Source organism: Achromobacter sp. (genome assembly GCF_049647645.1).
Taxonomy (GTDB): domain Bacteria; phylum Pseudomonadota; class Gammaproteobacteria; order Burkholderiales; family Burkholderiaceae_B; genus Achromobacter.
In genome coordinates this window covers 1-5,048 of sequence record NZ_JBARYB010000233.1, presented here as the reverse complement: position 1 = coordinate 5,048, position 5,048 = coordinate 1, and the positions used below count along the sequence as shown (strand labels likewise).

Annotated in this window: 5 protein-coding genes and 1 pseudogene; 5 read left to right on the top strand and 1 reads right to left on the bottom strand. The window is 64.8% G+C overall.

All coding sequences use genetic code 11. The features are described 5' to 3' along the window. Together WBB14_RS27070 and WBB14_RS27065 are read left to right on the top strand one after the other, a co-directional pair. Positions 1-307: pseudogene (locus WBB14_RS27070) on the top strand (helix-turn-helix domain-containing protein); the annotation flags it as partial. 35 nt (positions 308-342) lie between these two features. Next, entirely contained in the window at positions 343-1,029 is a 687-nt protein-coding gene (locus WBB14_RS27065) for a DUF6923 family protein (protein WP_424242492.1), read from the top strand. Positions 1,030-1,083: 54 nt separating this feature from the next. Here WBB14_RS27065 and WBB14_RS27060 read toward each other — a convergent pair whose 3' ends face one another. Continuing rightward, entirely contained in the window at positions 1,084-1,821 is a 738-nt protein-coding gene (locus WBB14_RS27060; protein WP_424242491.1) for a hypothetical protein, read from the bottom strand. Between the two features lie 263 nt (positions 1,822-2,084). Between WBB14_RS27060 and WBB14_RS27055 the strand changes: the two genes are divergently transcribed. The 3 genes from WBB14_RS27055 to WBB14_RS27045 all read left to right on the top strand — a co-directional run. After that, positions 2,085-3,209 (top strand): TRAP transporter substrate-binding protein, encoded by a 1,125-nt coding sequence (locus WBB14_RS27055; RefSeq protein ID WP_424242490.1) that lies wholly within the window; start codon positions 2,085-2,087, stop codon positions 3,207-3,209. An 80-nt stretch (positions 3,210-3,289) separates the two neighbouring features. Beyond that, positions 3,290-3,913 carry a TRAP transporter small permease subunit gene (locus tag WBB14_RS27050; RefSeq protein ID WP_424242489.1) on the top strand — a complete coding sequence of 208 codons (624 nt, stop codon included), beginning with the start codon at positions 3,290-3,292 and terminating at the stop codon, positions 3,911-3,913. Beyond that, positions 3,910-5,048, top strand: a 1,139-nt coding sequence (locus tag WBB14_RS27045; RefSeq protein WP_424242488.1) for a TRAP transporter large permease subunit, incomplete at its 3' end; no start/stop codon positions are given. The genes WBB14_RS27050 and WBB14_RS27045, both read left to right, overlap by 4 nt.

Sequence of the window (5,048 nt, the reverse complement as noted above, 5' to 3'; positions counted from 1 at the left end):
CGGCGGCTTCGTCCTGAAGCCGCGGGCCGGCAGGCCGGTCGCGGTACTGGCCCGGCCCGCTGGCGAGGGCGACAGGGATCAGGGAGCCGTGCTCGCCTGTCTGGCCGACGGCGAGGCCTGGTCCAGTTCCGCCCTGGCGCTGGCGCTGGGCGCCAGCCAGCGCACGGTGCAGCGCACGCTGGACGCGTTGGCCGTGGCGGGCAAGGTGCAGGCCTGCGGCCAGGGCCGCGCCCGCCGCTGGATGACGCCGCCGGTGCCGGGATTCACGACAACCTTGTTACTCCCGGCCGCGCTGGCTGCCGACTAGCATGAATGCTCGAACTCCAGTTCAAGGACATCGACATGAAACGAACGCAAGCCCAGATCATCCGCGAGTACGGTCCCTTTCCCGGCGTGCAGGCGGTGCACGGCGTGACCTATGACGGCCAGCAGGTGTGGTTCGCCACCGGCGACAAGCTGATCGCCATGGATCCCGACAGCGGCAACACGCAAGCCTCCATCGACCTGGTCGCCAACGCGGGCACGGCCTTTGATGGCAAGCATCTCTATCAGATCTCCGACGGCGCCATCGTCAAGCTGGAGCCAGAGAGCGGCCGGGTGCTGACCCGCATCCCCGCGCCGGGCGGCGGAGGGGCCTCGGGCATGGCCTGGGCCGAAGGCAGCCTGTGGGTGGCAGAGTACCGCCAGCGCAAGATCTACCAGGTGGATCCCGACACCGGCCGGGTGCTGCGCACCATCGAATCCAACCGCTACGTCACCGGCGTGACCTGGGTCGACGGGCAGCTTTGGCACGGCACCTGGGAGGATGGCGCCAGCGACCTGCGCCAACTGGACGAGCGGACCGGTGAAGTGCTGCAAAGCGTGGAAATGCCGGCCGGTATGGGCGTGTCCGGCTTGGAGTCGGATGGCGCCGGCTGCTTTTTCTGCGGCGGCGGCGAAAGCGGCAAGCTGAGAGCGGTGCGCCGCCCGGTGCAAGAGACCGAGGATGCGGTTGCGGGGAAGCTCTCCGCGGAATCGTCTGCCGCGTAGCCGGCGGCTGCTTGCAGGGCAGGGAGACCCGGCGTCGCGCGGACGCCGGCATCCCTACCAACGGATCTTATAGGGATCGTCTCCCAGGTCCCACACGCCGTTTTTCCGTTCCAGCATGATGTGCCGGGTCTGCCATTCGTCTGGCTGATACTCTGACGGAAAGCCGGATATCTGAGGGTAGAAGGCAGGATCCGCAGCCCAATCCGCGGTGGCGCGGTCCAGCCGCCATTCGAACTTCACCGCCGAGACCGCATTGGGATTGTCGTCGAAGGGATTCTTGCCGGGCTTGGAGTAGTCGAGGATCTTGCCGACCTGCAGGCCGGGGGCGCAGAACTTGGCGGTATAGACCCGGTTGGAGCCGATGCGCGCCTCGCCATCCGTGTAGTAGGCCCGGCCTTTTTCGGTCAGTTCCATGCGGCTGCTCGCGTCCTCGGGATTTTCGCCGGGTTGCGGCGCCGAGCCGTCGCCGCTGGCGCTGACGCGCTTGACCGTGATGAGCTGGTGCTTGATCAGCCCCTGCACGATCTTGTCCTGTTCGTCGAGGAATGCGGTGTAGACATCGGTGGGCAATGGCCGCACGCCCACCACGTTGACGCAGGCGCTGCCTGGCGCGTTGGTGGGCGTGGCCATGGCCGTAATCAGGATCTTGCGTATCTTGTCTTCGGTCAGTCCCGGACCCAACGGCGATTCCTTCCAGGCATAAAAGCCGGCGCCTGCTGCGACGATCAGGCCGAGGACCCAGGCCTTGCGTGGAATCCGGCGGCGGCTGGTGGCGCGCTGCTTCTGGTTCATTCCTTTCCTTGCCGGTTGCGGTTCCGCGATGGTATCGCGTTGCCTGGCCATCATCCAAAAGATGTAATCCTTACCTCTAGGGTAATTCCTGACAAGAAGCTGATTGTCAGCGATTAGTCAGAAAGGTTTAATCAGCACACGCTTTGCGTTTCAGCCGCAACCGCGCTGGCGGGACTACGCAGCAGCCTTCATCGTTCCGCGTCCATGCAGGAGTAGTAACTACAAGCTGGTCCATGTAGTCCTAATTCAGGAGACAACAAGCCATGCAACACGTTACAAAGCCCCGCCGCAAATTCATCTCCGGCGCTGCCGTGGCCGGAGCCGCCGCACTAGGATTTCCGGCAGTCGCCCGGTCGCAGAACGCGCCGGTTTCCCTGCGCTTCCAGAGCACCTGGCCCGCCAACGACATCTTCCACGAGTTCGCCCGCGATTATGCGCAGAAGGTCAACGACATGGCCGGCGGCCAGTTGAAGATCGAGATCCTGCCGGCTGGCGCGGTGGTCAAGGCTTTCGACCTGCTGGATGCGGTGTCCGCGGGCACGCTGGACGGCGGGCATGGCGTGGTTGCGTACTGGTATGGCAAGAACACGGCGGTGGCCTTGTGGGGGTCGGGACCGTCTTTCGGCATGGACGCCAACATGCTGCTGGCCTGGCACGAGTACGGCGGCGGCAAGGAGCTGCTGGTCGAGATCCAGAAAGCCATGGGCGTGAACGTGGTGTCGCTGATGTACGGGCCCATGCCGACTCAGCCTTTTGGATGGTTCAAACGTCCTATCACAAAGATTGAGGAAGTGAAGGGCGTCAAGTTCCGCACCGTGGGCCTCGCCATCGATATGTACACGGCCATGGGTGCGGCCGTGAACGCGCTGCCGGGCGGCGAAATCGTGCCGGCGCTGGACCGCGGGCTGCTGGACGGCGCGGAGTTCAATAATGCGTCGTCGGACCTGGCGCTGGGCTTCCAGGACGTTTCCAAGATCTGCATGCTGCAGAGCTTTCACCAGAGCGCGGAACAGTTTGAAATCCTCTTCAACAAGGCCAAGTACGACGCGCTGCCCGACAACCTGAAGCACATCCTGAGAAACGCCGCGCAGGCTGCCAGCGCGGACATGTCCTGGAAGGCCGCAAACCGCTACTCACAGGACTACGTCAAGCTGCAGAAGGACCACAACGTCAAGTTCTACAAGACGCCCGACGCCATCCTGCAGCAGCAACTGAAGATCTGGGACGAGATGATCGCCAAGCGCTCGGCCGAAAACCCGTTGTTCAAGAAGGTGCTGGAGTCGCAGCGCGCCTTCGCCGAGCGGGTGGGGCGCTGGCACGGGGATACCTCGGTCAACTTCCGCATGGCCTACAACCACTACTTCTCGCGCTCAACCAAACCCGCCTGAAGGACCGGTACCTGTATTCCGCGCCGCGCGCCGTTCAACGGCGCGCGGCGGGACGCCATGCGTCTTGACCTGGAAGTGAGATGATCCGCATCGTACGTTTCATAGACCGTATCTCCACTTTTGTCGGGCAGACCTTTGCCTGGTTGATCGTAGTCCTGACCTTGCACGTCTGTTGGGAGGTGGCCGCGCGCTACCTGTGGAACCAGCCCAGCGCCTGGGCGTTCGACATGCAGATGATGTACTACGGCATTCTCTTCATGATGGCGGGGGCCTATACCCTGGCCAAGAACGGGCATGTGCGCGGAGACATCCTGTACGGCTTCCTGCCGCCGCGTGTGCAGGCGGGGTTGGACCTCATCCTGTACATCGTGTTTTTCTTCCCCGGCGTGATCGCGCTGGTGTGGGCCGGCTGGTACTACGCCGGTTATTCCATCGCCATCCGCGAGCATTCCTCGCTGATGGCCAACGGGCCGCCGATCTATCCCTTCAAGGCTTTCATCCCGATAGCGGGCGCGGTCCTGCTGCTGCAGGGCGTGGCGGAGGTGCTGCGCTGCGTGCTGTGCCTGCAACGCGGCGCCTGGCCCTCGCGCGCCGAGGACGTCGAAGAAGTGGACGTCGACAAGCTCAAGCAGATGGTGCATGTGAAGGACGAGGACATCGCCAAGCTGGACCGCTATGTCACGTCCGGGGGGCCGCGCTCATGAAGATCCACAAGGCGCTTTGGTTCGGCCTGTCGTGCATCGGGCTGGTGCTGCTGATGATCGCGTTTCTCACGCCCTGGGACAATCTGACCACCGGCCACATCGGCCTCTTGATGCTGGCGCTGATCGTGGTGGCCATCATGCTGGGCTTCCCGACGGCGTTCACGTTGATGGGCATGGGGGTGCTATTCACGTTCCTGGCGTACTACATGCAGAGTGCGGACGCGGGCCGTTCGGTCGGGCAGACGCTGGACCTGATGGTGCAGCGCACTTACGCCACCATGACCAACGACTCGCTGATCTCGATTCCGTTGTTCGTATTCATGGGCTACCTGGTCGAACGCGCCAACCTGATCGAAAAACTGTTCCGCTCCATGCATCTGGCCTTGGCGCGCCTGCCCGGCGCGCTGGCGGTGGCCACGCTGGCGACCTGCGCGATCTTCGCCACCGCCACGGGCATCGTCGGGGCGGTGGTCACCTTGATGGGCCTGCTGGCAATGCCGGCGATGCTCAAGGCCGGATATAGCGTCCGCCTGACCGCCGGCTCCATCACGGCGGGCGGTTGCCTGGGCATCCTGCTGCCGCCGTCGGTGATGCTGATCGTGTACGGCGCGACGACCGGCGTGTCGGTGGTGCAGCTGTACGCCGGAGCGCTGTTTCCCGGCATCATGCTGGCGGTGCTGTACATGGTCTACGTGATCATCGTCGCCAAGCTGCGGCCCGACATGGCGCCGCCCCTGCCCGAGGAAGAACGCGGCGTGCCGCTGTCCCCGGAGTCCGCGGCGCTGGCTTCCGGCGGCTATACGCGAGCCCTGTCCGGGATGCTGGCGTCCCTGTTCAAGGGGCGCCGCAACCAGGATGTGCCGTTCGGCTTCCTGCTGCGCAACATGGCGCTGGCGCTGGCGCCGCTGGCGGTCACGGTGCTGCTGGTGGGCGTGGTCTACCAGGCGACGACGCGTCCGGAGGTGGTGTACGAGATTCCCGCCGAGCTGCAGTTGGGATCGGGCGGCTTCGATTCGGAGTTCAGCGAACCGCCCGCCGATGGCCTGGCGGAGCCGCCGTCGAACGAACTGGCCGAGCCTCCCTTGAACGCGCCTGCGGCAGCCGGCGGCCTGGCCGAGCCGCCGGGCACGCCGGC

Coding starts and splice junctions, on each gene's coding strand:
- WBB14_RS27065 (WP_424242492.1), top strand. CDS start 343: ATGAAACGAACGCAAGCCCAGATCATCCGCGAGTACGGTCCCTTTCCC.
- WBB14_RS27060 (WP_424242491.1), bottom strand. CDS start 1,821: ATGAACCAGAAGCAGCGCGCCACCAGCCGCCGCCGGATTCCACGCAAG.
- WBB14_RS27055 (WP_424242490.1), top strand. CDS start 2,085: ATGCAACACGTTACAAAGCCCCGCCGCAAATTCATCTCCGGCGCTGCC.
- WBB14_RS27050 (WP_424242489.1), top strand. CDS start 3,290: ATGATCCGCATCGTACGTTTCATAGACCGTATCTCCACTTTTGTCGGG.